Source organism: Dietzia kunjamensis (assembly GCF_045689975.1).
In the GTDB taxonomy this organism is placed as follows: Bacteria; Actinomycetota; Actinomycetes; order Mycobacteriales; family Mycobacteriaceae; genus Dietzia; species Dietzia kunjamensis.
Window position 1 is genome coordinate 210,547 of sequence record NZ_CP143297.1, and the last position, 26,348, is coordinate 236,894.

The following is a 26,348-nucleotide window of genomic DNA, read 5'->3' on the forward strand; positions in this document are numbered from 1 at the left end:
ATGACCACACCGCGGCGGCAGGGGCAGTGGCGCTGGGTCGCGCACCCGCCGTGGCGACCCCCCACGCCCGTGACGCGGCCGCCCGCCCCGCGGCACCGCACCGGGCCGGCGTGGCGCGACCGCACCCCGTCCTACCCCGGCACCCCGCGGTGGGGACTGCCGCCGGTCGCGATCCCGCGCCGGCTCGAGCAGCCGACAGGACCCGCACCCGCCCGGTTCGCCACCGCCGCCCCCGGGATCATGCGGGCGGCCGGCGCCTGGTTCCTCGCCACCGCCGTGGCCCACGGACTGCGCTACGCCGCCCTGGTCTGGTACGCCGACCGGCTCGCGCCGTGGTGGCTCGAGGCCCTCACCACCGCCCTGGTCTGGGTGACGGGGATCGTCGCGATCGCCGTGGGGATCGCCGCAGCCGTCACGGCGACGGCCTGGCTGGTGGAGATGCGGCGACGGGCGTACGCACCGGTTCGGGACCCCCGGTCACGGGCGGGCCTGTGGGTGGGTGCCCTCCTCGTCGTCGTCAACTTCTTCCGCCTGCCCGTCTACCTCGAGGAACTGCGCCGGGCGTCGACCCGCGCCCCGTCCCGATCGGACCTCCGGCGGTGGTGGGTGGCCTGGGCCGTCAACGCCCTGACGGTCGCGGTCGCCCTGTGGCGCGGCAGCGGGGAGGGCCCCCAGGCCGCCGCGGACACCGTGCTGCTCACCGCCCTCGCCGCACTCGCCGCGGCGTGGGCGGTCCGGGAGACCCGGGGCGTCATGAGGAGTTTCAGTGACCCTTCCCCGCGGTTCACCCGCAGGTTCATCGCGGCGGGGATCCTGGAAGCGTCAGCAACCCGGAAGGATTGAGACGTGACGGTCCCCGCGACCACCCACCTGCCCTCGCCCGTCTCCACCCGCAGCGGGGTCGTCGCACACCGCGGCGCCTCCGCGGAATTCCCCGAACTCACCCGGGTCGCCTACCAGCAGGCCCTCGAGCAGGGCGCCGAGGCGCTCGAGGTGGACGTCCGCCTCACCTCCGACGGCGTGCCCGTCCTGCTCCACGACCCCCGCACCACCCGTGTCTCCGACAGGGATCTCTGGGTCCACGCCAGCACCCTCGAGCAGATCTCCGCGCTCGACGTGGGGTCGTGGCACCCCGTGCACCGCGCCCCCGAAACGGTGCTCACACTGCGCAGTTTCCTCGTCATGGCCGAGGCGTACCCGGACGTCCGGTTGTTCCTCGAGACCAAGCACCCTGTGCCGTCCGGCGGCCGGGTCGAGACGGCGTTGCGCGACGAGCTGACGTACTTCGGCCTCGACCGGGCCACGTCGTTCGCCGATTCACGTGCGGTGATGATGAGCTTCTCGGTCGCGGCCGTGCGGCGGTTCCGGCGGCTCGCCCCGGACGTGCCGACGGTGCAGCTGCGCGAGCGTCGGAACGTCGTCAAGTCGTGGCCGGCCGAGGGGTTCGGCGCCCAGTTGATGGGACCGAGCATCGGGACGTTGCGGGCGCGGCCGTGGCTGGTCGAGTACTGGCGGTCGCGGGGGATGGGCACCTATTGCTGGACCGTCGACGACCCCGCCGACCTGCTGCTGTGCCGCGACCTCGGCGTGGACTGGGTCGGCACCAACGTTCCCTCGCGCGCGCTGACCGTCCTCGACGGCGGCGCGCCCCGGACCGAGGGGCCCGCGGGCGCCTGACGGGCGGGCCGGCCGAGCCCGGGCCCGGGTCCGGGTTCGAGTCCGACGCCTACGCGGGCGGTCGGCGGGGGCGCACCGTATCGTGGTGATCGTGGGTAGACGCAATCGGAACAACGAGCCCAAGGCCGGCGGCAACCGCCAGGCCAAGATCGCCGCGCGCGCGGCCGAGCGTGAGGAACTGAGCGTCGAGCCGCGGCCGTTCGCCGGGTTCGCCGGGGAATGCGACATGGTGGCGATGCGCGAGTTCGTGCCGTCGGCCACCGCGCGCCTCACCACGGTCGACGGTGGGCGGGAGGTCACGCTGGCGACCGTCCTGCCCGGCGCGATCGCGGGCCTGGTCCGCGACGAGGAGCTCGGCGGCCAGGCCATGGTCGGCCTGCAGGTGCAGGTCCACGGGCCGGACCCGGCAGCCGATCTCGCGTACGCGGTCGACTGGGCGACCCGCGCCGGTGGCGGGGAGACCCTCACCTCGTCGCATCCGATCGACTCCACCCCGGCACTGGCCGACGTCGTGGTCGCCGATGCGCCGCTGGAGATCGTCGTCCACGACGACTTCTCGTGGTGGGTCGCCGACGGCGTGGACGTGGGGCCCGAGATCGAGCAGGCGATCCGCAACGCCAACGAGGTCATGATGCCCTCGGCGCGCGTCTCCGCCGACGGCATCGAGGCCGCCTGGTGGGTCGACGCCGGCGAGAAGGCACACATCCGCTGGGTGCGGCCGGAGAACGAGGACGACCTGTTCGAGGCGCTCGCCCGCGTGCACGCCGCCGGCGCGCTCCATCTGGGTGAGGGGTCCCGCTTCGCCGGGTCGTTCCGCACGCACGGGGTCCTGGTGCCGGTGTTCGACCTGGACCGCGAGATGCACCACCAGGAATGGGCGCCGGGTCTGCAGGCACTCGACGCCGCGCTGCGTGACGCCCTGGCCGACGACACGCCCCTCACCTCGGACGAGCGGTCCTCCCGCGACGGTCTGCGCGCCCGTCAGGTGACCCTGCGCTAGACGGCCGCTCCCCGCTAGCACCACGCGCCCGGCCCCCGCGGTATGAACCCCCGGCCGGGCGCGGCGGCCTCTAGGATCCACTCCGATGGCGACCGCGGTCGCCCGTGACGCGATGAGTCGACGCGGAGTGGAGTGAGGGGGTGGGGCGGCGTGGCCGACCGGCCGAGGACGGGCGACGACGACGAGGCCCCCCGGCTCCCGGAGGTGACGGTTCCGCCGTGGTTGCGGACCGGGCCGACCCCCGATCACGCGATGCCCGGCGTCCCCGCGGCGGGCCGGTCGGCCGGCGGGGCCGGTGGCTCGGATGCCGCGCGGGCCGGGTCGGGTGAGCGCGAACCGTCCGCCGATGCGCCGCCCCCCACCCGCATCACCCTCGGCGCCGTCGGCGACGCACACGCCCCGGCGACGAGCGAACTGCGCTCCCCTGCGGGACCGGCCGGCAGCGGCAGCACCAGGCGCGAGGCGGACGACCTGTCCACCCTCTCGCTCGGGGCCCCGCCCGCGGACCGGGGCCGACCCGATGACGAACCGCCGCCGGCCCCCGCGGTGCTCGATCGGCGCCCGGCACGGATCGCCCTGCTGGCGGCCGCCGGGGTCGCGGTGCTGGGTGGGTCCGCGGTCCTCGGGTTCGTCGTCACCCGCGGGGCCGTCAGCCCTGCAGACGAGCGGGATACCGGGTGCGTGGAGGTGGCCGAACCCGGCCGGGTGGTGGGGTCCGGGCCGGGCTCGCTCGAGACGCCGGCCGGGGCGGTGCTGGCCTTCGATCACGCCTACTACGTGGAGCGTTCGGCCGAGAAGGCCTTCGAGGCGGTCGCCCCCTCCAGCCGGATGACCGAGGAGCAGCTGCGCGTCGAGGGGGTCGAGCGGGTCCCCGAGAGCACCACTCACTGCGTGGACGTACGCGAACTGTCACCGACCCTGCTGGAGGTGGACCTCACCGAGTACCCGCCGGGGGCCGACCCGGTGCTGATCCGGCAGCGTGTCCGGGTGGCCGAGAACCCCGACGGCACGTGGGGGATCGTCTCCATCACCCCGGCCGGCTGAGCTCCGCCGCTCACGGCCCGGTGTCGAGGAACTCCGGTCCCGGGGTCCGCCCGGAGGCCACCGCGTCGAAGAATCCGGTCGTCGTGGGGCCCCACACGAGGTAGGAGCCCACGGACCCGGAGGCCATCCCGTCGTGGGGCGCGGTCACGGTGAGCGGGTCACCACTGAGTCGACGCATCATCATGGCGAGGTTCCAGATGTGGTCGCCGGTGTCCACGGTGACCGCCTCCGACGCCGAGTTCACCAGCGGCACGGCCGTGAACGGATTGAGCAGGTTCCCGGGCGAGAGCGTCTTGCGCATGAGCGCGCCGAGGAACTGTCGCTGGTTGCGGACGCGCTGCAGGTCCTGCTCGGCGAAGCCGTAGCGGGTGCGCACGAAGCCCAGCGCCTGCGGGCCGGCGAGCGTCTGACACCCGGCGGCGAGGTCGAGTCCGGCGAGCGGGTCGTTGATCGGCTCGTCGAGGCAGATGTCCACGCCGCCGACCGCGTCGACGATCCCGGCGAAGCCGCCGAACCCGATCTCCGCGTAGTGGTCGATCCGCACCCCGGACTGCTGTTCCAGGGTCTGCGCCAACAGGGGTGGACCGCCGAAGGTGTAGGCCGCGTTGAGCTTGTTCTCGCCGTAACCGGGGATGTCGACCAGCAGGTCACGGGGTAGGGAGATGAGCATCGTCCGATCCCCGCCGCGGGGGGTGTAGACGAGCATCATCGTGTCGGTGCGCTTGCCGCCGGCGTCCGATTCGGACCCGGTCGACAACTGGGCCTGCTGCTCGGCGGTCAATCCCTCGCGGGAGTCGGTGCCCACCAACAGGGTGACGGTGCCGGGCGTGTTGCCGCCTCGACCCGGGTAGTCGGTCAGCGCGTCGATCCGCTGCAGTTTCGAGTCCGCCCACAGCACGCTGACCACCCCGAGCGTGAGCACGACGACCAGCACCAGTCCGAGGATCCGCAGGGGCCCGATCCGGCGCCGCGGGGTGCGGCGGCTGCGGGGGCCGCGCGGCGTCCCCGCCGCCCCGCGCGGGGGGCGACGGTCGGGTCGCCGGCCGCGGCGGTCGACGGGCCCCCGGTAGGGGTCGCGCGAGCCGGCCCGTGCACCGGCGGGCTGCCGCGGGTCCCGGGGATCGCGCCCGGCACGCGGGTCGCGGGGGTCGCGTCCGGCACGCGGGTCGCGGGGGTCGCGTCCTACACGCGGGTCGCGGGGGTCGCGTCCGGCACGCGGGTCGCGGCGGTCCCGGGCGGCGTAGCGGGCCCGCTCCTCCGGGGACAGCGGCTCCGGTTGCTGGCGTGGCTGATAGCCGGTGCGACCCACCGGACGCTCGCGGCCCGCGTCTCGAGGGCCCGCGTCGCGAGGGCCCGCGGCGCGGGGGTCCCGCCGGGCGCCCCGATCGCCCCGGTCGGGCCTGGCCGACGGGTCCCGCGGCGCGCCGGGGTCGGCGTAGCCACGGCGTTCGCGCGCGCGTCGCCGGAGCTCGGCGGCCTCCTCCGGGGTGAGGTGCCGGCGCCTGGAGTCGTCGGTCATGGGATCGGACTCTACTTGGCCGGTGCCGCGGTCGGCGGGTCCCACGGCCCCGGCGGGACACGCGTCACAACCGCGGGGGCCGCCCCTCTGCGTTGGGGTGCGCTGCCCCTATGTACGCGATTCGGCCAGGTGCGCTGCCCGAATGGACCAATCGGGACGCGCAACCTGAAGCGGAGCGGCGGCCGGGCGGTCACAGCCACGACAGGTGCGGGGCGAGCAGCGCGTAGCCGAGGAACGCGACCACGTCGAGCAGCGTGTGCGCCAGCACGAGCGGCCACAACCGGCGGGTCCGCATCCACCACAACGCGAACACCACACCCATCACCAGGTTCCCGAGCCCGCCGCCGAACCCCTGGTAGAGGTGGTACGACCCGCGCAGCAGGGCGCTGGCCGCCAGGGCCAGTGCGGGCGGCACCCCCAGCTGGCGCAGCCGGATGAGCAGGTACCCCACCACGAGGATCTCCTCGGCGGCGCCGTTGCCGGCAGCGGACAGCACCAGCACGACGGGCCGCCACCACGTCTCGCCCAGACCCGATGCCGACACCTGCAGATTGACGCCCGCGGCGACCGCGCCGAGGTACAACGCCAGCCCGGGGACGCCGATGACAGCGGTCAGCGCGAGCCCCCACGCGATCTGACGGCCCGGACGGTCGCGCACGAGCCCGACGGCCCGCGCGCCGAGCCCGGAATGGGCGAGCAACACCAGCGGCAGCAGCGCCCACGCCAGCAGTCGCAGGACCCCGAGCGCCTGGTAGGCCAGGTCGAGCCACGAGTGCTCCGAGCGTGAGACGTTGAGGGCGGCGGTCTGCTCCCCGAGGTCCGCGGGTGCGAGAAGCGCGGAGACCAGGTCGAGGACGGCGTAGGCGCCGGACAGGCCGAAGGTGACGGCCAGGACGACGACGAGCTCGGCCACCAGTAGCCGGCGGACACGGGGGTCGGTCACCGGGTCGAACCGAGCCGCGTACCGGGCGAACGCCTCGCGGGGCGAGAGGGCTGCGCAGACCCGTCCTGTGCCCCGGGCCGGTGGCATCGACCCGCTCACCTCCACCAGGTCACTCGGGGAGCCGGACGTGGTCGACGACCCGGTCCATCCACCGGACGCCGGGAGCGGACTGCTGCGCGGTGGTCACGTACGCCACCCACCACCGGCTGTCCTCGGAACCGAATACGGCGGTGTACACCAACCCGCCGGAGTCCTGGTCGGGGATGCCGTCCGGGACCACCACGTAGGAGATCGCGGCGCCCGTGCCCGCCTCGTTGTCCACGGGGACCACCCGTTGTTCGTCACGGGTCCCGGACACGCCCAGGACGTACAACTGGATGGTCTCCGCGAGCGCGGTCGCGGCCCCCTGGTCATCGGTGATCGCGGCGGCGGCGATCCCGGCGTCCAGCGGACCGGCGAGGATGCGGGTGTCCAGGGCCCGACCGGTGCCGACCGGCCTCAGCTGCACGCTGCCGAACTCCGGGTCGTCGATCACACGCCAGCCGACCGGCACCTGCAGCTCGAGCCCGGAGCCCTCGTCGACGTAGTAGGTGCCGGCCAGGGTCGAGTCGCGGGGCAGCACCGACGCGGGGTTCGTGGCCACGGCGGCGACGAGCAACGCGACCAACAGGCCAAGTGCCACGTGGACGGTGCGCGGCCCGCGCTTCTCCTCGGGCGTGAGGTGGGAGGCGTCCGGGGCGTCGTCCGGCGCGGGGGTGTAGTCGGCCGCGTACTCGGGCACGGGGGAGTCGTCGGTACCCATCGGGGAGAGCGTAGCAACGTGCGGGGGGTGGTCCTGAGGTCATCGCGCGGGGTGTAGACCTGAGGCCATGACGGTGTCGCTCGAACTGCTCGGTCGCGGGCCCTCCCGGCCGGATCTGCTGGACGACCTCGTGGTGGACGAGGCGTCGATGGTGTCGGCCCTGGCGCGCTGGTCGGCGCCCGCCCCGGTCGAGGTGGAACCCTCGGCCGCCACCGGCCTGCCCGCGCTCGACGCGGTGGCCGGGGTGCTCGCCGCGGGAACCCCCGCGGTCGTCGACGTGGCCCCCGGGCTGGCGGGCCCCGGGCCCGCCGCCGACCACCTCGCGGACCTGCTGGCCGTGGCGGCGCACTCCGGGGTCGGGTTCGGTTCCGGGCTGGTGCCCCGTTGCGCCGACGCAGATCAGGTGTGGGCCATCCTGGCCAGCGCCGTGGCGGCCATGACCGGGGCGGACGTCCGCGCGGCGCTCGCCGGACCGGACCCGGCCCGGATCCTGGGCCTGTCGAGGTCGGCCCGGGAGGCGATCCGCGACGTGGTCACGTGCGCCCTCGTGCCCGACGGGCGGGTCGATGCCGTCTCGGCGGACCTCGCGTCGGCGGACGGTCCCTGACGCTGGCTAGGCTTGTCGTCGTGGTCACCGTCGCCTACCTGGGCCCGCCCGGCACCTTCACCGATGCCGCCCTGCACCGACTGCGCGCAGACGCGCGCACCTCGGCGCTGCTCGCCGATGCCGAGGCGGTCCCCGCCGGCACCCCCGACGAGGCGTTGGCCATGGTCCGCGTCGGCACCGCCGACTACGCGTGCGTCCCGTTCGAGAACTCCGTCGACGGGACCGTCAACCCCACCAGCGACGCGCTCGCGGTGGGGGACCGGCTACAGATCTTCGCCGAGACCGAACTCGACGTGGTGTTCTCCATCCTCGTGCGGCCCGGTACCGCCGCCGACGACGTCCGCGTCCTGCGGACCCACCCCGTCGCCGCCGCGCAGGTCCGCCGCTGGGTGGGGACGAACCTGCCCCGGGCCCACATTGAGACCACCTCCTCCACCGCGGCCGGCGCCGAGGAGGTCGCCGCCGGCACCGCCGACGCCACCGCCGCGCCCGGCCGGGCCGGCGAGATCAACGGACTGGTCCCGCTCGCCGAGAACGTCGCCGACATCGGCGGGGCGCGCACCCGGTTCGTGCTGGTCGGACGGCCCGCCGCGCCGCCGCCGCGCACCGGCAGCGACCGCACCTGCGTGATCTTCGGGCTGCCCCACGAGCCCAACTCGCTGGTCCAGGCGCTCACCGAACTGTCGATCCGCGACATCGATCTCACCCGCATCGGTTCCCGGCCCACCCGCGTCGAGCGGTTCACCTACCTGTTCCACGTGGACCTCGTCGGGCACATCGACGACCCCGCGGTGGCGGAGGCGCTCGTCGCACTGCGCCACCGGACCGCCGACCTGCGCTACCTCGGGTCGTGGCCCGTCGCCGGCGGGGGCGACGCGGGTTCGCCCCCGCCGGACCGCGCCGAGGAGATCGACTGGCTCGACCGCCTGCGACACGGGGAGGACGCGGGGTGAGCGCCCGCCTCCACCTGGTCCGCCACGGACAGACCCCGTCCAACGTCGCCGGCGCCCTCGACACCGCCCTGCCCGGCGCGCCGCTCACCGACCTCGGGCGCGATCAGGCACGGCTGGTGGGCGGGGAGCTGGCCGGCTCGGGAATCAGGCCGTCCGTCGTTCTCAGCTCCGAGGCCGCCCGCGCCCGCGAGACCGCTGGGCTCATCGCCGGGGAGATGGGCCTGCCCACCCAGGCCGTGCCCGGCGTCCACGAGGTGCAGGCCGGCCGCTACGAGATGCGGACCGGTGCCGAGGCGCTCCTGGCCTACAACCGGGTGGTGCGTGACTGGTTGGAGCTCGGCGATCTCGACTCCCGGCTCCCCGACGGTGAGAGTGCCCTGGACGTGCAGGACCGGGCGATGCCGCTGATCGCCGAGCTGCGCGAGTCCTATCTCGACAACGCCGTGGACGTGGTGTTGGTGGTGCACGGCACGCTCATGCGGATGCTCGCCGTGTTCGCCGGCGCCGTCCCCTCGCAGTGGGCGCTGGACAACCGGATCCCCAACTGCGGGGTCATCGAGCTCGCACCGGACGGCCGCGGCTGGGCGTGCGAGCGGTGGGGCGACCACCTGGGGCGACCGGGGTACTGACGGCGGCGGGCTCAGCCCCGATTGAGTTCAGCCCCAGCCGAGCGCGTGGAGCGTCTCCTCGTCGATCCCGAAGTGGTGCGCGATCTCGTGGATCACCGTCACCGCCACCTCGTGGACCAGCTCCTCCTCGGTGGAGCAGAACGCGCACAGTGCGCCCCGGTAGATCGTGATGGTGTCCGGGAGGAACCCCGAGTAGGTGGTGTCGCGCTCGGTCAGCGCCACCCCCTCGTACAGGCCCAGCAGGTCGGGCTCGTCCGGGTGGCGGTCGGCGATGAGCACGACGACGTTGTCCATCGCCTCGAACAGCGCGTCGGGCACCGAGTCCAACGCGTCGTCCACCAGTTCCTCGAATCGCGTCTCGGTGACGCGGAGGCTCACGGCGTCCCGCCGGGCACCGGTACCGACACCGTGCCCTGGCCCGTGTCGGTCGGGGCTCCGGGGACGCTCCCCGGCGGCTGACCCGGCGGCGGGATCTGGGTGGTGGTGGGAGCGACCGGGGTGGCTCCGTCGACCAGCACGCCCTGGCGCGCCGATCCCCGGAGTACCGCGAACGGGCCGGGTTCCGCGGCCTTCATCAACCCGCAGTTGACGGTCCGGCTACCCGTCTGCCACGACACCTCCGAGATCGGGTTGACCAGCGTCGAGATGAGGGTCGTCCGCCGCAGCGCCTCGGCGTCACCGAGGTAGGCGACACCGGCCTCCCGGCAGGCGTCGGCCGTGAGCTCGGACTGCTGGCGGGGGTCCGGCGGGACCGGCCCCTCCGGGAACACACCGGAGACGTCCACGTCGGCGACGATCTCGATCGAGTGGTCCTCCGAACAGGGCGTGGTCGCGCCGGGAAGGCCCTCGTCGGTGAAGCCCAGACAGGTACCCGGGTCCCACCGACGGTGCTGGTCGGCCTCGGCGAACGTGCCCGTCGACAGGGCGGAGCGCCCGTCGAGTTCGGCGGCGGCGACACCGCACAGCACGCTGCGGTCGCCCTTGTCCCAGCCCTCCCCGGACGGCGGCACGACGAGCCCGGTGAAGCGGCCGTCGGGGTCGACCTCGCGCCCGTCGGCGTACCTGGAGATCAGCGGGAGGCAGCGCTCGGTCCCCACCGGCGCCAGCTCGGCGCTGACCGGCAGCGGCGCGCCCTCCCCGAAGCCAGGCACCTGCGACAGGTCGATCCGGGCCGCCACCTCGAACCGGTGCGGCTCGGCGCAGTCCACCGTGTCGAACGAGGTGACGCGGTCCGCGGCGTCGAGCGACCAGGTCAGGCAGGTACCCGGCGCGGCCTCGGCGTACGCGGGCCCCGACAGGGTGCGCGGGTCGACCTGCGGGACGACCGCCGCGATGCGCTCGGCGCGGGAGGAATTGGGATCGTTGATCGCCGACGCCATGAGCGCACCGGTGACCGCCCCGCCGGACAGGATGGCGAGGAGGGAGGCCATGACCGCGCCCCGCGTGCGGAGCAGCGATCGACCACGGCGCGACGATCGGGTGGAAGTGGTCATCGCCTTCCATGATGCCGCAATCGCGCGGTCCCGATAGGATCCACTGCATGAGCGGACAGAACCACGACGAGCCGGCCGGTGCGGACGGCGACGTGCGCTCGCCGCGGGACGGGGTGGACCCGGAGGTCCTCGAGTTCGCACAGATGCTGTTCCAGCTGGCCCGCGACGGCGAGACCGAGCGGCTCGCGGCGTATGTCGACGCCGGGGTGAGCCCGGACCTCACCAACGAGCGGGGCGACGCCCTGCTGATGCTCGCCGCCTACAACGGGCACCCGGACACCGTCCGCGCCCTGCTCCAACGTGGGGCCGAGGTGGACCGCGCCAACGACCGGGGCCAGACGCCGCTGGCGGGAGCGGTGTTCAAGGGATACGGCGAGGTCGTCCGCGCGCTCTTCGAGGCCGGTGCGGACCCCTACGGCGGGACACCCACCGCGGTCGACACCGCGCGCATGTTCGAGAAGGACGCTTTCCTCGAGTTGTTCGGCGTCTGATCCACCCGGGGCCACGGTCGCGGCTCGGGCCGGCCGGGTGGGGCCGCTAGGCTGAGGTGCGTGATCGATCTCAAGCTGCTCCGCGAGAACCCCGACGTCGTCCGCGACTCCCAGCGCACCCGTGGTGAGGACCCGTCGCTGGTCGACCAGCTGCTCACCGCCGACGAGGCTCGCAGGTCCTCGATCGCGGCCGCGGACGGTGCCCGCGCCGAGCAGAAGGCCCACGGCAAGAAGGTCGGACAGGCCTCGCCCGACGAGCGGCCTGCGCTGCTCGAGGCCGCGGGCGCGCTGAAGCAGGCGGTCAAGGACGCCGAGGAGGCCGAGAAGACCGCCGCGGCGGAGGTCGACCGACTCCAGCGGCTGCTGTCCAACGTCGTCGAGGAGGGCACGCCCGCCGGCGGCGAGGACGACTTCGTGGAGATCGAGCGCGTCGGCGAGATCCCGACCTTCGACTTCGAGCCGAAGGACCACCTCGAGCTGGGCGAGAGCCTGGGGCTGCTCGACATGGAGCGCGGAGCGAAGGTCTCCGGCGCGCGTTTCTACTTCCTCACCGGCTACGGCGCCCTGCTGCAGCTGGGCATGCTGCAGCTGGCGGCGCAGAAGGCGACCGCCAACGGCTTCACGATGATGATCCCGCCCGTTCTGGTGCGACCGGAGATCATGCAGGGCACCGGGTTCCTCGGCGCGCACGCCGACGAGGTCTACAAGCTCGACGCCGACGACCTCTACCTGGTCGGCACCTCCGAGGTGGCGCTCGCCGGCTACCACCAGGGCGAGATCCTCGACCTGTCCGACGGCCCGAAGCGCTACTGCGGTTGGTCCTCCTGCTTCCGCCGTGAGGCCGGCAGCCACGGCAAGGACACCCGCGGCATCATCCGCGTCCACCAGTTCGACAAGGTGGAGATGTTCTCGTGGTGCAGGCCCGAGGAGGCGCACGCCGAGCACAAGCGTCTGCTGGGGTTCGAGAAGGAGATGCTCGAGGCGATGGGCCTGCCGTACCGCGTCATCGACATCGCGGGCGGCGATCTCGGTTCCTCGGCGGCCAGGAAGTACGACTGCGAGGCGTGGGTCCCCACCCAGGGCACCTATCGCGAGCTCACCTCGACCTCCAACTGCACGACGTTCCAGGCCCGCCGCCTGGGTGTGCGGTACCGCGATGACGAGGGTCGGACGCAGACCGCCGCCACCCTCAACGGCACCCTCGCCACGACGCGGTGGCTGGTGGCGATCCTCGAGAACCACCAGCAGGCCGACGGCTCCGTCGTGGTGCCGGAGGCGCTGCGGCCGTTCGTCGGCAAGGACGTGCTCGAGCCGGTCCGCTGACCCCGCACCGCGGGTGGTTGCCGGGGTGTCCGGGGACGACGACGAGGTCGTCGGACGCCTCGCGGGCCGCCGCCCGGGTCACGGGCGGAACAGCATCATCACGCCGCTCGCGCTGGCGCACGTCCGGCCGTCGGTGTCGGTGACCCGGACCTGCACCACGCACGTCGACCGGCCCGCGTGCTCGACCTCCGCGCGGATCGTGGCGGGCGTGCGCTCCAACCGGAGCGCCCGGATGTACCGCACGGTGAGGTCGAGGGTGCTGTAGCCGACGCCCTCCTCCACGACCGTCGCCGTCGCGTAGCCGAGCGCCGTGTCCACCCACCCGGAGACGATCCCGCCGTGGACCGTCCCGCCGTTGTTCAGCGCCCACTCCGCGGGCTCGGCCGTCATGGTCACCGTGCCCACCTCGGCCGCGGACAAGCGGACGCCGAGCGTGTGCGCGCCGGGGGAGAGGTGTCGCTCGCCGTCGATGATGAGGCGCAGCGCTTCCAGACCCGCGTGCACGCTGCGCTCGGCCGCATCCGGCAGGGCGGGCCAGGAGTAGTGGCGGCCGCGTGCCACCGGGTCGACCGAATCGAAGGGGGCGTCATCCACCCCGCCGAACCTACCGGCAGGGGCGGGCACCAGTGTCGGTGCGGGCGGCTACGCTGGTGGCCGTGGAGCTGCTCTATACGGGGATCATCGGGTTCGCCCGCACAATGTTCAAGGTCCAGGGCCTGGACCTCACGATTCGCGGGGAGCGCAACTTCCCCGAGGTCGGTGGGGCGGTGGTGGTGATGAACCACACCGGGTACCTCGACTTCGTCTACGGCGGCATCCCGGCGCGCGTGCACAAGCGGTTCATCCGCTACATGGCCAAGGTCGAGGTGTTCGACCACAAGGTGTCCGGGCCGATCATGCGCGAGCTCAAGCACATCCCCGTCGACCGGACGGCGGGCAAGGCGTCCTTCGACGAGGCCGTCGCCCGTCTCCGGGCCGGCGAGCTGGTCGGCGTGTTCCCCGAGGCCACCATCAGCCGCAGCTTCGAGGTCAAGGGCTTCAAGTCGGGTGCGGTGCGGATGGCACTGGCGGCCGATGTCCCCATCATCACCGTGACCCTGTGGGGATCGCAGCGGGTATGGACCAAGGGCTTGCCCAAGAAGCTGCTGCGCCCCAAGGTGCCGATCATGATGGAGGTCGGCGAACCGATGGCGGCCTACGAGCCGATCGAGGAGTGCACCGAGGAACTGCGCTCGCGCATGCAGGCCACCCTCGAGCGTCTCCAACAGGAGTACGCGGAGCGCTACGGCGCCTACCCGGCCGGCGCCAACTGGGTGCCCGCCCGCCTCGGCGGTTCCGCCCCCACGTTGGAGGAGGCCACCGCCCTGGACGAGGCCGAGCACGCCGAGCGCATGCGACGCCGTGCCCAGAAGGCAGTCGACCCGGGTGCCGATGCCGGTGACGAGCCGGAGGGACCGGCGGGCCCGGACGCTCCGTGACCCGTTCCCGACCGCTGCTCGTCGCCTCCGACGTCGACGGGACCCTGATCGACAACGATCACCTCGTCCCGGCCGCGAACCGGGCCGTCGTGGCGGACCTCGTCTCGGACGGGGCCACGTTCGTCCTGGCCACCGGACGCCCGCCGCGCTGGCTGCCCCAGGTGGTCGACCAGTTGCCCGTCGCGCCCCTGGCGGTCTGCGCCAACGGCGCCGTCATCATGGACACCGACAGTGGCGAATTCCTGGCCACCAGTCTCCTCGATCCCGAAACGCTCGCCGCGATCGACGAGGTGCTGCGCAGGCTGCTGCCCGGAAGCGGGATCGCGGCCGAGCGCCTGGGCGCCGACGCCGCGGATGCCGACTTCGTGGCCAGCCCGGACTACGAACACGCCTGGATCCATCCCGCGCACCTCGAGGTGGGCCACGACGAGGTCCTCTCCGAGCCGGTGCTCAAACTGCTCGCCCGGGTCCCCGGTATGCCGAGCGCCGACATGGTGGCGGCACTGCGCGGGGAGGTGGACCACCTGGCGGACCTCACCTACTCGACCACCGACGGGCTGATCGAGTTCGCGGCCCGCGGTGTGACCAAGGCGAGTGGGCTGTCCCGGATCGCGGCGGGGACGGCGGCCGGCGCGGCCGTCCCGTCCGACGCGGTTCCTGTCACCGTCGCGTTCGGCGACATGCCCAACGATCTGGAGATGCTGCGCTGGGCGGATCACGGGGTCGCGATGGGCAACGCGATCCCCTCCGTGCACGCGGCCGCCGACGAGGTCACGCTCACCAACGACGAAGCCGGGATCGCGCACGTCCTACGGCGTTGGTGGGGCTGAGCGCCTGACCCGACCGGGGCCCTGTCGAAATGGGATGCGGACCGGTCCCCACCACTTCCCCGGTGTGCACGCCGCCCCTGGTGCGGGGAGGGGTGCACACCTGGTGGGACCCGGTCCGCACGATGTGGTCGGCCGGCGCGCGCCCGGTGATCGGGCGGCGCCGGCCGAGGATCAGGGGTTCGGTTCGACCGTGAGCTCCCGCGTCGCCGGGTCGTAGACCAGCGTGCCGCCGACGAACCGCTGGGCGACCGTTCCGTCGGCGCGCTCGGCCTCCGCGGAGACCGGCAGTCCGAGCGGACCGTGCTCGAAGCCCTGGGCGGCCCACGCGTCACCGATCACGCCCCACACGGGGTGCGTGCCCGTCTCGGGGGAGGAGTACAGCGCCCCGTTCTCGTGCTTGACCAGGGAGACGTCGCCGAAGCGCTGGACTCCGGACAGTGCCTTGCCGAGCGGGCCGGACAGCTTCTGGGCGAGGCCGGAGAAGTCGCGGCTGAGTACGTTCTGCGCCGAGCCCGCGTCGAGGCCGATGGCGTCCTGCACCGACCCCGCGTCGAGCGGGATGTCCGACAGCGACTTGCCGCCGGTGAGGATCCGGGTCAGGGTCGCGGAATCGAGCTTGCCGCCGGTGAGGACTGTCCGCAATGCGGAGGTCACGGCCTCCTGGACGCTTCCCTGGGTGATGACCGACGGGAGATCCGCGCTACCGGTGCCACCACCCGTGCCACCGCCGTCACCACCCGTTCCACCGCCGTCACCGGTGCCACCGCCCGTGCCCGTGCCCGGGCTGGGGCTCGGCTGGGTCGGGGCCGGGGCGCCGCCCCCGCCGCTCTTGGCGTAGGAGGCCGCGATGTCGCGGATCTGGCCCATCTTGGCGTACCCGGAGTTGCCCGGGCAGGACGTGAGGCCGACGTCGCGGTGGGCGAAGATGTTGGGCAGCCGGACGGCGGTCCCGTACGAGTACTTGGTGTACGAGGTGCCCTCGGAGTAGTGGGTGTCGGTGCCCTTGGGGTCGACGCCGGCGACGGAGAGGCGCCAGCCGATGATCTCGCCGACCTTGCGAACGGTGGCGTCCGACGGGGAGACGGTCGAGTAGTCGCCCATCATCGAGATGCCCCAGGTGTTGCCGTTGAAGCCGCCGGCGTGGGCGCCCTGGACGTTGCGGCTGAGTCCTCCGTGGCGGCCCTCGAAGGCCTGGCCGTACTTGTCGACCAGCACGTTGTATCCGACGTCGCACCAGCCGAGCGTGCGTGCGTGGTACGTGTAGATGCCGCGCATGACGCTGGCCGACCCCTCGCGGGAGTAGTCGTTGCTGCCCGCCGTGTGGTGCACGACCGCCGCGGCGAGGGTGGGGTCGTAGCTCGCGCTGCGGCAGCGGATCGACTCGTCGGCGCCCCAGCCGGAGCGGGAGATGATCGACGGCTGCCTGGCCGCGATGTCCCCGTGCGCGCCGCTGCCGCCGGAGGCGGTGATGTCGGCGAACGCCTCGGGATCGGGCGTCGGGGTGTCGTCGGGGGAGAGCAGGACGGCCTTGACCGAGGCGGGTTCGATCGAATCGGCGCTGCCCGAGCCGGCGTCGAGGCCCGAGGTCTCGGCCACGGGCTTGATGTCCGCGTAGCGGGTCGGCACCGGCGGGGTGCCGGCGGCGGCTGGCCGGGCCGGCTCGGACGTCGGGCCGGCGGGAGCAGAAGTCCGGGGAGCGGCGGGTTCGGCCGCGCGGGTGGCTGCGACGTCCGCGTCAGCGGGGGCGGAATCAGCGGCGCCGGTATCAGCGGCGGCGGGAGCGGCGTCTTCGGTGGGCTTCGCGGGGGCCGGGGCGGCCTCGTCGTCGGGGACGGTGACCTCGGGCGCGTCGGCCAGCGAGGTGTCGGCGAGGTCGATCCCGGAGAGCGTGATCTGGACGGCGGTGGTGTCGGTACCCAGGTAGACGGGCTCGGTGCCGCCGGTGCCGGTGACGCTCTCGCCCTTGCCGTCGGTGGACTCGGCCTCGTACCAGGGGCCCCACGAGCCGTCGGGGTTCTGGGCGCGCAGGGTGGCGACGGCGGCCGGGTTGTGCCCCTTCCACGTGACGCCGGCCATCGAGAACGGTGTGTCCGAGGTGACCTGGCGGACCGTGGTGCCGCCGGAGGCGATGTCGGTCTCCACGCCGACGGCGGGGGGCGCCTCGGCCAGCGGGACCTCGGTCTCGGCGGTGGGCAGGGCGCTGCCCGCGGTGGTGGCGATGTCGTCGCCGGACTGGACGACCTGGTCCGCCCCGTACACGGCGAGGGGCGTGACGACGGACGCCGCGACCGCCACCGCCAGGGCGAGGGTCCGGCGTCGACCACTGATGTACAGGGGGCGGCGTCGTGTTCTCAAGGGCTTCTCCAGATCAGATGTCTGTGTCCCGAAGCTGCTCACCTGCGGGGCACAACTGCCCGGAGGCCGCACCGGAGCGCGACCACTGGGACGAATGTGACGAACGGGGTCAATGTTATCCAAGAAACTCGTGAAACCAAGTGATAAAGACGTGAATATTGAGACTACAGGGATGTAGTTTCGAACCGGCGTACGACGGCGCCGACGCCCCACCTGCACCGTGGGCCACCGCGGTCGGCTCGAGAACTCGCCCACCTCGTCGTCGTCGGCGTGCCCTGAACCCACCCCCGACCCGCCGGATACCCTGGGACCCGCACCCGCGCCGACCGGCGCGCGGTCAGGCGAGCGGCCCCGGGCGCACTACTCCCGGACGGCCCGCCGCGACGGACGACGGAAAGGCCCGACGGTTATGGCAGGCGAACGGCAGTGGGACACCTACGACCTCATCGTGGTGGGGTCGGGCTTCTACGGCCTGACCGTCGCCGAGCGGGCGGCGACGGAGCTCGGCAAGCGCGTCCTGGTGCTCGATCGGCGCCACCACATCGGCGGCAACGCCTACTCCGAGGCCGAGCCCGAGACCGGCATCGAGATCCACAAGTACGGCGCGCACCTGTTCCACACCTCGAACGAGCGCGTGTGGGAGTACGTCAACCGCTTCACCGACTTCACCGGGTACCAGCACCGCGTGTTCGCCATGCACAAGGGCACGGCCTACCAGTTCCCCATGGGGCTGGGTCTCATCAACCAGTTCTTCGGCCGCTACTACTCGCCCGACGAGGCCCGCGCGCTCATCGCCGAGCAGGCCGCCGAGTTCTCCGCCGAGGACGCGGCCAACTTCGAGGAGAAGGCCATCTCCCTGATCGGCCGCCCGCTGTACGAGGCGTTCATCAAGGACTACACGGCCAAGCAGTGGCAGACCGACCCCAAGAACCTGCCGGCTGGCAACATCACCCGCCTGCCCGTCCGGTACACGTTCGACAACCGCTACTTCAACGACACCCACGAGGGCCTGCCCGTCGACGGCTACACCGCGTGGCTGGAGAACATGGCGGCGGACGACAAGATCGACGTGGCGCTCGACACCGACTGGTTCGACGTCCGTGAGGCCGTGCGCGCCGCGAGCCCCGACGCGCCGGTGGTCTACACCGGCCCGCTGGACCGCTACTTCGACTACGCCGACGGCGAGCTGGGCTGGCGCACCCTGGACTTCGAGACCGAGGTGCTGCCGATCGGCGACTTCCAGGGCACCCCGGTGATGAACTACAACGACGCGGAGTACGACTACACCCGCATCCACGAGTTCCGCCACTTCCACCCGGAGCGCAAGAACTACCCCACGGACAAGACCGTGATCATGCGCGAGTACAGCCGCTTCGCCGAGCGCGACGACGAGCCGTACTACCCGATCAACGAGTCCACAGACCGCGAGCGGCTGGCCGCCTACCGCGAGCGGGCCAAGGCCGAGACCGCCGCCAACAAGGTGCTGTTCGGCGGCCGCCTGGGCACCTACCAGTACCTCGACATGCACATGGCCATCGCCTCGGCGCTGACGATGTTCGACAACACCCTGGCGCCGCACCTGCGGGACGGCGCCGCGCTGGCCGAAGGCTGAGCCTGCTCGCCGCGGCGCCGGGCCCGCACCGCGTGCCTGACCCCCAGGATCCGCTACTCGGAATCGGGATCCGCTACTCCTATCGGGATAGCGGATCCCCAGTCGGGGTAGCGGATTCGGCGGTGGTGCTGCCGGCCGGGGCGACGAGCCCGCGCACGACCGCGTCGCGCTGGGCGATGTGCACCAGCGTGGGCTTGGCCTCGCCGAGGTGCTCGAGCACCGGGGTGACCGAGGTCCAGAAGCGGCTCAGCGAGCTCAGCCCCTCGTTCTCCGCCCGGGCCTGGGCGCGCTCGGCGCGGGTGTCGTCGGCCCGGGTCGGGTGGAGGGCCGCGCGTTTGCCCTCGATCCGGTCGTCCTTGCGCTGGGAGATCACGTAGCCCAGCGCGAACGCCACACTCCGCGGCATCCGACCGGACAGCAGGACCTGCGCCTCCGGGTAGTCGTCGAGGACCTGTTCGACCGCGCCGGACAGTTCCTCGACGAGCCGAGCGAAGGCCCGCCGGTCTATCTGTCGCCCGCTCGCGCCCGGGTACCACCGTCCGGCGGGGAGCGTCCATGGGACCAGGGTCTGGGCTGCTCCCGGGCCGGCGTCGCCCGTGCGGTCACCGTTCGTGCCGGTGGCGCCGCCCGCGCCGTCGGTGGGGCCGACGACGACGACGAGGTCCGCCGCCTCCCGCAGTGGATGGCCCGCGTCCACCTCGGACACCGGACCGCCCCCGTCCAGCTGGAGGGAGAGCCAGACCCGCTGCACGGAGGTCCGGTCGGCCCGCGCCGCGGTCGCCGACCCGGTGGGGAGGGTGACCATCGAGAGTTCGGCTCCGGGTTGGCTGCGGCGGGACCGCCACCGGCGCTCGGCCCACATGTCGTCGCCGTCGTCGAAGTACACCGTCCGCACGCCCGTGTCGCCGCCGGGCAGGCGACGCCTGCGGGCCTCGACCGGCAGTTCGGCGAGATGGGTGCGCTCGCGCAGGAGGACGTCGTATCCGACCGCCAGCGCCGCCGGGAACGCGAGGTTGGGGGCCAGGACGAAGCCTGTCGCGTCGTCGTCGTCGTTCATCGCCCGCTCGAGCTCGTCGGAGACGTGGTCGACCTCGCGGCGCAGGTCCACCACCTCGTTCGCGGTGCCGAACCACCCGGTGGCCGAACGGAAGCCCAGGCTGCGGGCGTTGGCCACGTCCACCGCGGCGCGCATCCGGTCCGCGCTCTCGGCCGGCAGCAGGCGCAGGTAGTACAGGGTGCCGTTGTGGGCGAGCAGCCATGCCCGCAGGGCCATCGCCACGACGAGCACGACGAGGGTGCCGATGAACCAGCCCAGCCGGGACGGGGACGTGCAGGCTTCGGACCACAGGTCCGGCACGGAGGAGATCGTGCACGAGGCGTCTCGGGTGATGAGGTCCTCCGCGACGAGGCCGCCGAACGCGGTCGTCAGGGCGACGGTGAGGGCGATGAGCGTTTCCAGGATGAACACCCGGTCGAGACTATCGCCGACCGGTGTCGCCGCCACCGACCACCTGCGGCACTAGGCTCGGGGCATGACACGGACGACGATCGCCCCGGCCCTGCGCCTGCTCGTGGTGCTCGCCGGCGCCGCGGCACTGGCGCTCCTCCTGTTCCCGCTCACGCCGGTCCGCGCGCAGGCGCCGGCTCCCGCCCCCGCGCCGGCCCCGGCGCAGACGGTCGAGGTCGGCATCACCGACCGTGCGGGCGTGCTCTCACCCGGAGACCAGGACCTGCTCCGCACCGAGACCGGACGCATTGCGTTCCCGCCGCAGGTGGCGCACGTCGAGTACCTGGTCTTCGACGACGACGGCGACAACCTCAACGACACCACCGAGCGCTTCGCCCAGGCCGAGCGACCGGACCTCGTGGCGCAGGACAGGGAGAAGTGGGCGCCGGGGACCCTGATCGTGGCCAACGACACGGAGGCGCGTGACGTCGGCATCTACTGCGGTGACGACGTGTGCGCCGCGCTCGACCTCTTCGAGGGCGGTCACCTCGACGGTTCACTCGAGGCGATGAAGGACCCGATGCGGCGTGAGAACCACGCGGTCGGGCTGCTGGCGGGTGCGCAGGCGGCGGCCGATCCCACGGTGCAGGCGCCGGAGCCGGAGCCCGCGCCGGCGTGGCTGCCGTGGGCGTTCGCCGGGGCGGGGGTGGTCGTCGCGGGCGCGGTCGGCGCCGGGGTCGCGGCGAGCCGCAAGAAGAAGGCGACGACGGCGAGGGAGCGCTACGACCGGGTCTCCCGCGAGTACGGACGGGTGGCGGGGGAGCTCAACGGGCTGGACATCCGCGCCAACTCGCTCACCTCGCCGTTGGCCGATGACGAGCTGCGCTCCCAGTGGGAGGACGTGCGCGGCCGGTTCCTCGCGCTGGACGAGGTCATGGGCCGGATCGGTGACCTGCGGCCCGACTCGACAGACGCCGAGTTCCGGGCCAAGGCCGGTGACATCGACACCGCCCACACCACGGTCGACCAGATGATCACGGCGGAACAGAACATCGACCAGCTCTTCCGCATGGAGCAGGGGGACGCCGACGTGCGCCGCCGCCAGCTCGGCGAGCTGCACGAGGACATGCTCGCCGCCGCTCTGGGGACGAAGGACGAGCGGCTGGCCGCCGAGGCCCGGGCCCTGGACGCCCGCGCCGACGAGCTGGCCCGGGATACTCAGGCCCCCGACTTCATGGGCCGCTACGCCCGGCTCGTCGTGGACTACCGGCTCGTCGTGGAGGCGATCCGGGCCCGCGAGATGGCGGATGTCGAGGCGGCGGATGACGCGGGCGACCGCCACGCGCCCCGGCTGTACGACCGCGACTGGCGGGCCGGCTACGGCTACAACGGCTTCGTCCCGTACTACGTGGTCTCCAGCTGGCACGCGCACGACGTGCAGGCGGCGCAATCCGCGAGTTCGACCAACACGGGCTACTCCAACGCGTCGTTCTCGGGCGGCGGCGGCTCCAGCGGGTACTGACTCCCGGCCCGCGACCGGCGCGACCCGCGCGCTCCGGCAGGGGCGCGCGGGTCGTGGCTCAGCCCTCGACGATCTCCACGGATTCGATCGTGTGCAGCGTCTGCGGGCGGCCCTGCGGGCTGCCGTCGTCCTCTATCGCGGTGACGGCGTCCATCCCGTCGGTGACGGTGCCGAAGAGGCTGTAATCCGGCGGCAGCGAGACGCCGGAATCGCCGGTGACGATGAAGAACTGGGAGCCGTTGGTGTCCGGTCCGGCGTTGGCCATGGCCATCGACCCGATCTCGTACTCGCCGGACTCGGGCAGCTCGTCGGCGAACTCGTATCCCGGGCCGCCGCTGCCGGTGCCCTGCGGGTCGCCGCCCTGGATCATGAAGCCGGGGATGACACGGTGGAAGGTGATGCCCTCGTAGTACTTGTTGCGGGCCAGGAACACGAAGTTGTTCACCGTCTCCGGGGCCTTCTCCTCGAGCAGGTCCACGGTGACGGGGCCGGCGTCGGTGCTGATGACGGCGGAGTAATCGACGCCGTCGGTCAGACACATCGGCGGGGCCGAGTCGAACGAGGTGGTGCGCTCCGCTGCGCCCTCGGCGGGCGGACACTCGGCCGCGCCCCCGGACCCGCCGGACTCGCGGCCCTCGGACTGCGACGCCGCGGTCGCCCCAGTGGTCGCCGCGTCGTCGGACGGGGCGTCATCGGAGCCACACCCGGCGAGCGCGAGGGGCGTGGCGAGGGCGAGCACCCCCAGGGCGGTGCGGACGGTCGGGCGGCGGCGGGCGGATCCGGTGAGGTGCATGGGACGAACCTACTTCTTCCGCCGGCCCGGGTGGGCCGCGGCGCGTGCTGGACTGGGCATCACGCCCCTGACGGGTACGATCGACCCGGCTTTCCTGCCCGCCGTGCGGGCAGGGCGAGGCGCAGCAAGGCTGATGAGGGCGGCCCCCGGCCGTCGGGACGGGGACTGGCACACATGGAACACCACGGCCACCACGAACTGATCGACGAGATCGAGCGGTCGGTCGTCGCGCTCTCCGCTCCACGTGGCCGGGAATGCCTCCAACGCATCATCCTGCCGCGGGCCGGTGAGCCGCTCGACGTGCGCTCGCTCTACCTCGCCGAGGCGCCCACCAACGTCCGGCGCGCGCACTCCTCCGCCCGGACCTCGCTGCGGATCGGGGCCGACTCCGAGGTCTCGTTCGCCACCTACTTCAACGCGTTCGCCGCGGCGTACTGGCGGCGCTGGTCCGTCCTCGGCGAGGTCGTCCTCCGGCTGACGGTGCGCGGTTCCGGTCGCGTGGACCTGTACCGCTCCAAGATCGACGGCTCGCGTATCGCGGTCACCGGTGACGTCGTCGGTGAACCGGGCCGCGCCGACCAGGTGACGACGGTCGAATTCGTCTGCGACCTGGGCCCGTTCGAGGACGGCGGCTGGATCTGGTTCGACCTCACCTCCGACACGGACGTGGAATTGCTCGCCGGCGGGTGGTACTCCTCGGTCGACGCGCCGTCCACGCGCCCCGACGCCCGCCCGGACGGCACGCCCGACCCGGCGGTGCAGGTGCCCAACGACCGGCGGGTCACCGTCGGCATCCCCACGTTCAACCGGCCCGGCGACGCGGTGGCCGCGTTGCGGGCACTGACCTCCGATCCCGAGGTCGACGCCGTGATCGACGCCGTCCTCATGCCCGACCAGGGCGACCGCAAGGTCCGCGAGGAGCCCGGCTTCGCGGAGGCGGCGGAGTTCCTCGGGGACCGACTCCACATCTTCGACCAGCCCAACCTCGGCGGCTCGGGCGGCTACAGCCGCATCATGTACGAGGCGCGCAGGCTGACCGATTCCCCGTACATCCTGTACATGGACGACGACATCGAGATCGAGCCCGACTCGATCCTGCGGGCCCTGGCGTTCGGACGCTTCTCCACCGTCCCGATGCTGGTCGGCGGGCAGATGCTCAACCTGCAGGAACGCAGCCACCTGCACACCATGGGCGAGGTGGTGGGCGCCCACGACTTCATGTGGACCGCCGCCCCGCACGCGGACTACGACTACGACTTCTCGCGCTACCAGCTGACGGACCGCGAGAACCCCAAGCCGCTGCACCGCCGCATCGACGTGGACTACAACGGCTGGTGGATGTGCCTCATTCCGCGCGTGGTCGCCGAGAAGATCGGGCAGCCGCTTCCGCTGTTCATCAAGTGGGACGACGCCGAATACGGGCTGCGCGCGCGGCAGGCCGGCCATCCCACCGTCACCATGCCGGGCGTGGCGATCTGGCACATGGCGTGGTCGGACAAGGACGACGCGATCGACTGGCAGGCCTACTTCCACCTGCGCAACCGCCTGGTGGTGGCGTCGATGTACCACGACGGCGACCACAGGGGCATCATGCAGTCCAGCCTCAAGGCGCTGGTCAAGCACCTGGTGTGCCTCGAGTACTCGACGGTCGCCATCCAGATCGAGGCCATCCGCGACTTCCTGAAGGGGCCCGAGGCCCTGTACGAACTGCTGCCCACCGCGCTGCCCAAGGTGCGCGCGATGCGGGCGGAGTTCCCCGACGCGGTGGTCATCCCGTCGGCCGTCGACCTGCCCGCACCGTCGGGTGGCCCGGCGGGCATCCACTCCGAGCCGAGGGGCCCGGTCCGCAAGGCGGTGGCGCTGGCGCGGGGCCTTGCCCACACCCTGAGCAGGGACGACAAGACGCACCACGAGGTGCCGCAGGCGAACTTCCCGCCGATCGAGGCCCGCTGGTACTCGCTCAGCAGGGTCGACGGCGCGACCGTCACCACCGCCGACGGTCGCGGGGTCGTCTACCGCAAGCGCGACCGCGACCTCGCCGCCGCCCTGTTCAAGGAGTCGGCCGCCGTGCACCGTGAGCTGTTCCGCCGATTCCCGGAGATGCGCCGCCGCTACCGCGACGCCCACGCCGATCTCGTAACCAAGGAGGCCTGGGGCCGTGTCTTCGAATCCTGATCCGGTGGTGTCCGATCCCGCCGTGGAGATCCCCGTACCGACCGGCGAGGTCCGGTTGCTGGCGGCGATCCAGCGTCAGCTGTTGGCCGTGCCCGGTTCCCGGGAGGCGGCCGTGACGCTATCGCATGTCGGCGAGCACGCGCTGGGATGGATGGCGGTCGCGGCAACGGGAATGGCCGTCGATCCGGCCCGCCGCGGTCGGTGGGCGATGGTCGGCGTCGGCAGCGTCGGCGCCCATGCCACCTCCGTCGTCGTCAAGCGCGTCATCCGTCGGCGGCGACCGGACCACCCCGCGGTGACCGTCGGCGTCGGTACCCCCTCCAAGCTCAGTTTCCCGTCGTCCCACGCCACGTCGACCACCGCATTCGCGCTGCTCGCGGGGTCGGTGGTCGGGGTCCCGGTGGCGCCGGCGCTCGTGCCGGTCATGCTGGCGTCCAGGTTGGTGCTGGGAGTCCACTACCCTTCGGATGTGTTCGCCGGAGCCGCGGTCGGCGCGGGCTGCGCTGCGCTCACCCGCGCCGTGTGGCCCTCGGCCGCCGTCCAGAGCGTGCTGCCCGAGACACTGCGCGACGGCGCGGCGGGCCCAGGCGTCACCCAGAACCGCGAGGAGAAGCGATGACCGATCAGTCCGGAGCGCCGGTGACCCGGGGCGGGGCAGACCACCACCTCCTCGGCGCGGAACCGCACACCGCCAACGAGATCGACGACATCGCCGAGGCGGAGGAGGACGCCAAGGGCGCGCCGCCCAAGAACCTCCTCGACGGGATGGTCAAGGCCCTCCGGCCGCGTCAGTGGGTCAAGAACGTCCTCGTCATCGCCGCGCCCGCGGCGGCCGGGTCCCAGACCCTCACCGACGGCAGCGTCCTGTTCTCGGTGTTCATCGCGTTCGTGGCGTTCTGCATGGCCGCCTCGAGCGTGTACCTCATCAACGACGCGTTGGACGTCGAGGCCGACCGCGCCCACCCGACCAAGCGGTTCCGCCCCATCGCGGCGGGCGTCCTGCCCGTGGGGTTGGCGTACGGCATGGCGGTGGTGCTCATCATCGCGTCGATCGCCATCTCGGTGCTGCTGGCGCACCCGGCCCTGGCGATCGTCGTGGCCGTGTACATCGTCCTGCAGCTCATGTACTGCTTCGGGCTCAAGCACCAGCCGGTGCTCGACATCGCATTCGTCTCCTCCGGCTTCCTGCTGCGCGCGGTCGCCGGTGGCGCGGCCGCCGAGGTCGAGATCTCGCAGTGGTTCCTGCTGGTCATGGCGTTCGGTTCGCTGTTCATGGCCGCCGGCAAGCGCTACGCCGAGCTGAGCCTGCACCTGAAGACCGGCGCCAAGATCCGCAAGGCGTTGGAGAGCTACACCCCCACCTACCTGCGGTTCGTCTGGACGCTCTCGGCGACGGTGCTCGTGCTCTGCTACGCCCTGTGGGCGTACGACCGCGGCTCCGACCCGACGCAGCCGAACGGGGCGGCGATCTGGCTGCAGATCTCGATCGTGCCGTTCACCATCGCCGTCCTGCGCTACGCGGTCGACGTCGACGCCGCGCAGGCCGGCGAGCCCGAGGACATCGCCCTCGGCGACCGCGTCCTGCAGGTCCTCGCGGCGCTGTGGGTCCTCACCGTCGTGATGGGCGTCTACATCGTCCCGTCGATCGCCTGAGT

25 protein-coding genes are annotated in these 26,348 nt (G+C 72.7%); 16 read left to right on the plus strand and 9 right to left on the minus strand.

What is annotated here, in order from left to right:
* The 4 genes from VZF99_RS00980 to VZF99_RS00995 all read left to right on the plus strand — a co-directional run bounded on the left by VZF99_RS00980 (position 1) and on the right by VZF99_RS00995 (position 3,721).
* Positions 1 to 843 carry a DUF4328 domain-containing protein gene (locus VZF99_RS00980; RefSeq protein WP_407335467.1) on the plus strand — a complete coding sequence of 281 codons (843 nt, stop codon included), beginning with the start codon at positions 1 to 3 and terminating at the stop codon, positions 841 to 843.
* Between the two features lie 3 nt (positions 844 to 846).
* Complete coding sequence (locus VZF99_RS00985; RefSeq protein ID WP_407335468.1) at positions 847 to 1,677, plus strand: glycerophosphodiester phosphodiesterase family protein; 831 nt, start codon at positions 847 to 849, stop codon at positions 1,675 to 1,677.
* An 88-nt stretch (positions 1,678 to 1,765) separates the two neighbouring features.
* Positions 1,766 to 2,677: a DUF5926 family protein gene (locus VZF99_RS00990; RefSeq protein ID WP_407336156.1), complete on the plus strand. Its 912-nt coding sequence runs from the start codon at positions 1,766 to 1,768 to the stop codon at positions 2,675 to 2,677.
* 150 nt (positions 2,678 to 2,827) lie between these two features.
* Positions 2,828 to 3,721: a hypothetical protein gene (locus VZF99_RS00995; RefSeq protein ID WP_407335469.1), complete on the plus strand. Its 894-nt coding sequence runs from the start codon at positions 2,828 to 2,830 to the stop codon at positions 3,719 to 3,721.
* 10 nt (positions 3,722 to 3,731) lie between these two features.
* Here VZF99_RS00995 and VZF99_RS01000 read toward each other — a convergent pair whose 3' ends face one another.
* The 3 genes from VZF99_RS01000 to VZF99_RS01010 form a co-directional block, all read right to left on the minus strand.
* A complete protein-coding gene (locus tag VZF99_RS01000) occupies positions 3,732 to 5,240 on the minus strand; it encodes an LCP family protein (RefSeq protein ID WP_407335470.1) in 1,509 nt (502 codons plus the stop codon).
* A 190-nt stretch (positions 5,241 to 5,430) separates the two neighbouring features.
* Positions 5,431 to 6,270: a CPBP family intramembrane glutamic endopeptidase gene (locus tag VZF99_RS01005; protein ID WP_407335471.1), complete on the minus strand. Its 840-nt coding sequence runs from the start codon at positions 6,268 to 6,270 to the stop codon at positions 5,431 to 5,433.
* 22 nt (positions 6,271 to 6,292) lie between these two features.
* Complete coding sequence (locus VZF99_RS01010; protein WP_253002999.1) at positions 6,293 to 6,985, minus strand: APA family fibronectin-binding glycoprotein; 693 nt, start codon at positions 6,983 to 6,985, stop codon at positions 6,293 to 6,295.
* A gap of 67 nt (positions 6,986 to 7,052) precedes the next feature.
* Between VZF99_RS01010 and VZF99_RS01015 the strand changes: the two genes are divergently transcribed.
* The 3 genes from VZF99_RS01015 to VZF99_RS01025 are packed head-to-tail and all read left to right on the plus strand — an operon-like array spanning position 7,053 to position 9,174.
* Positions 7,053 to 7,592 (plus strand): hypothetical protein, encoded by a 540-nt coding sequence (locus VZF99_RS01015; protein WP_253003000.1) that lies wholly within the window; start codon positions 7,053 to 7,055, stop codon positions 7,590 to 7,592.
* A gap of 20 nt (positions 7,593 to 7,612) precedes the next feature.
* Positions 7,613 to 8,545 carry a prephenate dehydratase gene (gene pheA / locus VZF99_RS01020; protein WP_407335472.1) on the plus strand — a complete coding sequence of 311 codons (933 nt, stop codon included), beginning with the start codon at positions 7,613 to 7,615 and terminating at the stop codon, positions 8,543 to 8,545.
* Positions 8,542 to 9,174, plus strand: a complete 633-nt coding sequence (locus tag VZF99_RS01025; RefSeq protein WP_407335473.1) for a histidine phosphatase family protein — start codon at positions 8,542 to 8,544, stop codon at positions 9,172 to 9,174. Before pheA ends, VZF99_RS01025 begins: the two co-directional genes overlap by 4 nt.
* Before the next feature lie 27 nt (positions 9,175 to 9,201).
* Here VZF99_RS01025 and VZF99_RS01030 read toward each other — a convergent pair whose 3' ends face one another.
* Both VZF99_RS01030 and VZF99_RS01035 read right to left on the minus strand, forming a co-directional pair.
* The gene (locus VZF99_RS01030; RefSeq protein ID WP_067714854.1) at positions 9,202 to 9,552 is read right to left on the minus strand and encodes a metallopeptidase family protein; all 351 of its coding nucleotides are present in this window, start codon (positions 9,550 to 9,552) and stop codon (positions 9,202 to 9,204) included.
* Complete coding sequence (locus VZF99_RS01035) at positions 9,549 to 10,667, minus strand: septum formation family protein (RefSeq protein ID WP_407335474.1); 1,119 nt, start codon at positions 10,665 to 10,667, stop codon at positions 9,549 to 9,551. Before VZF99_RS01035 ends, VZF99_RS01030 begins: the two co-directional genes overlap by 4 nt.
* A 47-nt stretch (positions 10,668 to 10,714) precedes the next feature.
* On the opposite strand from VZF99_RS01035, the gene VZF99_RS01040 reads away from it, so the two are divergent.
* Both VZF99_RS01040 and serS read left to right on the plus strand, forming a co-directional pair.
* Positions 10,715 to 11,158, plus strand: coding sequence for an ankyrin repeat domain-containing protein (locus tag VZF99_RS01040; RefSeq protein WP_067714851.1), 444 nt, complete (start codon positions 10,715 to 10,717; stop codon positions 11,156 to 11,158).
* Between the two features lie 60 nt (positions 11,159 to 11,218).
* Positions 11,219 to 12,481 (plus strand): serine--tRNA ligase, encoded by a 1,263-nt coding sequence (gene serS, locus VZF99_RS01045; RefSeq protein ID WP_407335475.1) that lies wholly within the window; start codon positions 11,219 to 11,221, stop codon positions 12,479 to 12,481.
* A gap of 78 nt (positions 12,482 to 12,559) precedes the next feature.
* Here serS and VZF99_RS01050 read toward each other — a convergent pair whose 3' ends face one another.
* Positions 12,560 to 13,075, minus strand: coding sequence for a PaaI family thioesterase (locus VZF99_RS01050; protein ID WP_407335476.1), 516 nt, complete (start codon positions 13,073 to 13,075; stop codon positions 12,560 to 12,562).
* Positions 13,076 to 13,137: 62 nt separating this feature from the next.
* Between VZF99_RS01050 and VZF99_RS01055 the strand changes: the two genes are divergently transcribed.
* Complete coding sequence (locus VZF99_RS01055; protein ID WP_407335477.1) at positions 13,138 to 13,959, plus strand: lysophospholipid acyltransferase family protein; 822 nt, start codon at positions 13,138 to 13,140, stop codon at positions 13,957 to 13,959.
* Positions 13,956 to 14,789, plus strand: coding sequence for an HAD family hydrolase (locus tag VZF99_RS01060; protein ID WP_067714844.1), 834 nt, complete (start codon positions 13,956 to 13,958; stop codon positions 14,787 to 14,789). Before VZF99_RS01055 ends, VZF99_RS01060 begins: the two co-directional genes overlap by 4 nt.
* 171 nt (positions 14,790 to 14,960) lie before the next feature.
* Here the strand turns inward: VZF99_RS01060 and VZF99_RS01065 are convergent, their stop codons facing one another.
* Positions 14,961 to 17,144 (minus strand): N-acetylmuramoyl-L-alanine amidase, encoded by a 2,184-nt coding sequence (locus tag VZF99_RS01065; protein ID WP_407335478.1) that lies wholly within the window; start codon positions 17,142 to 17,144, stop codon positions 14,961 to 14,963.
* A 409-nt stretch (positions 17,145 to 17,553) separates the two neighbouring features.
* Between VZF99_RS01065 and glf the strand changes: the two genes are divergently transcribed.
* Positions 17,554 to 18,756, plus strand: coding sequence for a UDP-galactopyranose mutase (glf, locus tag VZF99_RS01070; protein WP_407335479.1), 1,203 nt, complete (start codon positions 17,554 to 17,556; stop codon positions 18,754 to 18,756).
* A 79-nt stretch (positions 18,757 to 18,835) separates the two neighbouring features.
* Here glf and VZF99_RS01075 read toward each other — a convergent pair whose 3' ends face one another.
* Entirely contained in the window at positions 18,836 to 20,224 is a 1,389-nt protein-coding gene (locus tag VZF99_RS01075) for a hypothetical protein (protein ID WP_407335480.1), read from the minus strand.
* 64 nt (positions 20,225 to 20,288) lie between these two features.
* Here VZF99_RS01075 and VZF99_RS01080 point away from each other — a divergent pair, with 64 nt between their 5' ends.
* Positions 20,289 to 21,725, plus strand: a complete 1,437-nt coding sequence (locus tag VZF99_RS01080; RefSeq protein WP_407335481.1) for a DUF5129 domain-containing protein — start codon at positions 20,289 to 20,291, stop codon at positions 21,723 to 21,725.
* Positions 21,726 to 21,783: 58 nt separating this feature from the next.
* Here the strand turns inward: VZF99_RS01080 and VZF99_RS01085 are convergent, their stop codons facing one another.
* A complete protein-coding gene (locus VZF99_RS01085; protein ID WP_154829398.1) occupies positions 21,784 to 22,518 on the minus strand; it encodes a peptidylprolyl isomerase in 735 nt (244 codons plus the stop codon).
* Between the two features lie 174 nt (positions 22,519 to 22,692).
* On the opposite strand from VZF99_RS01085, the gene VZF99_RS01090 reads away from it, so the two are divergent.
* Genes VZF99_RS01090 through VZF99_RS01100 form a run of 3 tightly spaced genes read left to right on the plus strand, consistent with a single transcriptional unit; the run spans position 22,693 to position 26,346 of the window.
* Positions 22,693 to 24,693 (plus strand): glycosyltransferase, encoded by a 2,001-nt coding sequence (locus VZF99_RS01090; protein ID WP_259821044.1) that lies wholly within the window; start codon positions 22,693 to 22,695, stop codon positions 24,691 to 24,693.
* A complete protein-coding gene (locus VZF99_RS01095; RefSeq protein WP_407335482.1) occupies positions 24,677 to 25,312 on the plus strand; it encodes a phosphatase PAP2 family protein in 636 nt (211 codons plus the stop codon). The genes VZF99_RS01090 and VZF99_RS01095 overlap by 17 nt, the downstream gene beginning before the upstream one ends.
* Positions 25,309 to 26,346 (plus strand): decaprenyl-phosphate phosphoribosyltransferase, encoded by a 1,038-nt coding sequence (locus tag VZF99_RS01100; protein ID WP_154829393.1) that lies wholly within the window; start codon positions 25,309 to 25,311, stop codon positions 26,344 to 26,346. The genes VZF99_RS01095 and VZF99_RS01100 overlap by 4 nt, the downstream gene beginning before the upstream one ends.
* The last annotated feature ends 2 nt before the right edge of the window (positions 26,347 to 26,348 follow it).